Origin of the sequence: Nitrosomonas sp. ANs5 (genome assembly GCF_050584665.1) — a bacterium.
Taxonomy (GTDB): Bacteria; Pseudomonadota; Gammaproteobacteria; order Burkholderiales; family Nitrosomonadaceae; genus Nitrosomonas.
In genome coordinates this window covers 1-2,368 of record NZ_JBEUDO010000119.1, presented here as the reverse complement: position 1 = coordinate 2,368, position 2,368 = coordinate 1, and the positions used below count along the sequence as shown (strand labels likewise).

Sequence of the window (2,368 nt, the reverse complement as noted above, 5' to 3'; positions counted from 1 at the left end):
GATTCAGTGCGGAAATAGGGGATTTTGGGTGGTTTTGGGGGGAAAAGCTGCGAAGTTGGGATAATGATGCGCTGGATCATGCCGGTTATGAAATGTTCCGGCGTGTGGCACTTCACCTTGCGGCCATCCAGGATCAGGGGCAGCTCTATGCCGAGCCATTGACGATCGAGCATAGCTGGACGCTGCCGGCAGGCGCCATGTCGGGCGAAAGCTTCCAATCGCTGGAGAAGGAATTTACCGTTCGCTACAACCAGCAGGATGATACTTTTACGCTCAGCAAGCAGACTTTGGGTCCGGTGCTGATCACCAACTATGACCCCGATATCCTGTGCTGTGAGGAGCGCGAAGATATCCAGGAGCTGATCAGCCCCTGGATCGAGAATGATGTCGCCTTTGATATCCATCCAGATTATCCTGGTGGGGAATGGCCGGTCAGGGGTTCTTTCCGCCTGAGAAGTTTTCATGCCATCCTCAATTTTATCGGCCATTCTCTGGGCGAGGAGCCGGAATATCATGTCGAGAAAGATCCACGCACCCCGTCCATTGATCGGAATGAGAATCCGGTTAATACGCTTGAATTAATTGTATCGGACCAGTCGTTCCCCAAAAACGCACTGTCGGTCCGTTCCCATGGCCGTTACTATGCGGTAAATACCACCGGGCCAAACGCACACTGGCACATGAATGCATTTCAGTTGCTCTATGTCCTGTTTCGCATGACTATTACCGACACCACGCAACTCGGCGCGCCTATCATCACTATTGGCAAATAATCGTGGATCAGCAAGTGTCTGATAAATGGCTGGAAGCCTGGATGAACAAATCTGAATGGTTTTTGGCGTGAAGGTGTAAGCTGTATGCTTTTCACCGGAGAAGGTAAGACGAGGCTAGGATCGAATCAATTTCGTTTGGGCAGAGTGATTGTTTGTTCTCTGACTCTGAGAATGAAAAAACCGCCCTGGAAGGGCGGTTATGGTTTCTGAATCATTGATTTATTCATCATTTTCAAGGTTGTCAGGCATGGAATCCCGTTCCATCATGAGGCTAGGTGGATATTGTCCTGGTTTAGGATCCATGCAAGCGGTTAAGGAAGAAGCTACCAACAGTGCAGCTAAGAAGAGTGAGAGTTTCATTTTGTAGTCTCCTATAATAGAAAAGATACATAAAAATAAATCTTCTAACATACATGACTAGCTAGCCTTTCTTATTGAAAGACGGTTATATTATTAACACTCTCATATCCGCCTGTCAAGAGGATATATTATTTTTTTGCAGCATATTTTGATTTGTGTCAGACGAGGGGTGAAATTTCGTTCGGGAAGCAGAGTTTCATTGTCGACGTTTTGACACATAGTGATAGCGGATGATAGGGCCGTTCGTGGCCCGGTAGAAGGAGAGATGCGAAAGTTTCGCGATGGTTGCATGTCCGGCGGGTCTTGTCATCAAAAGACTGCGAGACCAGGGCAAACATGCTAGGATGCCTGATGCCCTGCAAGATACCAACAATCATCGGTGCTGTTCTGTCGCTGCTGGCCCTGTCTGCCTGCGGGCCGGACGGCGCACGCCAGATCGTGCGGCTCGATCCTGCCGGGCACCAGCAGCTTTATGTCAGAGAAGCGACCCAACCGCCAGGTGTGCTGTGCGGCGTGGATACATCCGGCCTCGCCCCGCCTGTCTTTCAGGATCTACCTTCCGATGCCGTCGTTGTCGGCTATCAAAGCGCATCCCAACCGAGCTGGGAGCGCGCTCGCTGCCGCAGCGATGTGGCCATCGACCATCATGGATGGGGCTAGTTTTCGAACTGGGACCGGTGAGCCGTGAGCGGGCACCTGGTCGGCTGGTGGGCGCTTTTGTCAGCGGCGCGCCCCGGCCGCATTTGCAGATAACCAATTGTCCTGCGTCACAATCGGGCGATCACGGGCGGTTCGTTCTCGGCATGTCGTTGAGTGGTGGGGCGCTGACCGGGTCGCGGCTGTCCGATTCGGCGGGTGATGCAGGGCATGTCGCAATACCGGCACGCCCGATCGTAGTCGATGGTCGGACGATCAGCTTTCGTGAATCGGCAACGGCTGGCGCGCGCGACTATCCCTGGAAAATCAGCGGATTTCCCTTTGCCCTGACGGCTGAAGATGTGGGGCAGCTGGCTTCCGCCATCGAGGGTCGCTTGGACACGACGCATCGTTTTGGGGATTTCATTCCGGTGTTCTTCATCGGAGCGGAAAACCCCAGTGCGGATGAACGGCGCCAATGCCTTTTTCAACTACGCGACATCCGCCTGAACCTGATTTTCGAAGCCACGCACGATTAGCGACCACCTATGAAAGTCCCCATCCCTGCAAGGAATACAAAAGGATCAGGTCGCTAGTTA

3 protein-coding genes and 1 pseudogene are annotated in these 2,368 nt (G+C 52.7%); 3 read left to right on the top strand and 1 reads right to left on the bottom strand.

Going from position 1 to position 2,368, the window contains the following annotated elements:
- Nucleotides 1–773: pseudogene (locus tag ABTW62_RS13870) on the top strand (hypothetical protein); the annotation flags it as partial.
- Between the two features lie 219 nt (nucleotides 774–992).
- Here ABTW62_RS13870 and ABTW62_RS13865 read toward each other — a convergent pair.
- Entirely contained in the window at nucleotides 993–1,133 is a 141-nt protein-coding gene (locus ABTW62_RS13865) for a hypothetical protein (protein WP_430905163.1), read from the bottom strand.
- 351 nt (nucleotides 1,134–1,484) lie between these two features.
- On the opposite strand from ABTW62_RS13865, the gene ABTW62_RS13860 reads away from it, so the two are divergent.
- Together ABTW62_RS13860 and ABTW62_RS13855 are read left to right on the top strand one after the other, a co-directional pair.
- Nucleotides 1,485–1,793: a hypothetical protein gene (locus ABTW62_RS13860; RefSeq protein WP_430905162.1), complete on the top strand. Its 309-nt coding sequence runs from the start codon at nucleotides 1,485–1,487 to the stop codon at nucleotides 1,791–1,793.
- The gene (locus ABTW62_RS13855; protein WP_430905161.1) at nucleotides 1,784–2,308 is read left to right on the top strand and encodes a hypothetical protein; all 525 of its coding nucleotides are present in this window, start codon (nucleotides 1,784–1,786) and stop codon (nucleotides 2,306–2,308) included. The genes ABTW62_RS13860 and ABTW62_RS13855 overlap by 10 nt, the downstream gene beginning before the upstream one ends.
- The last annotated feature ends 60 nt before the right edge of the window (nucleotides 2,309–2,368 follow it).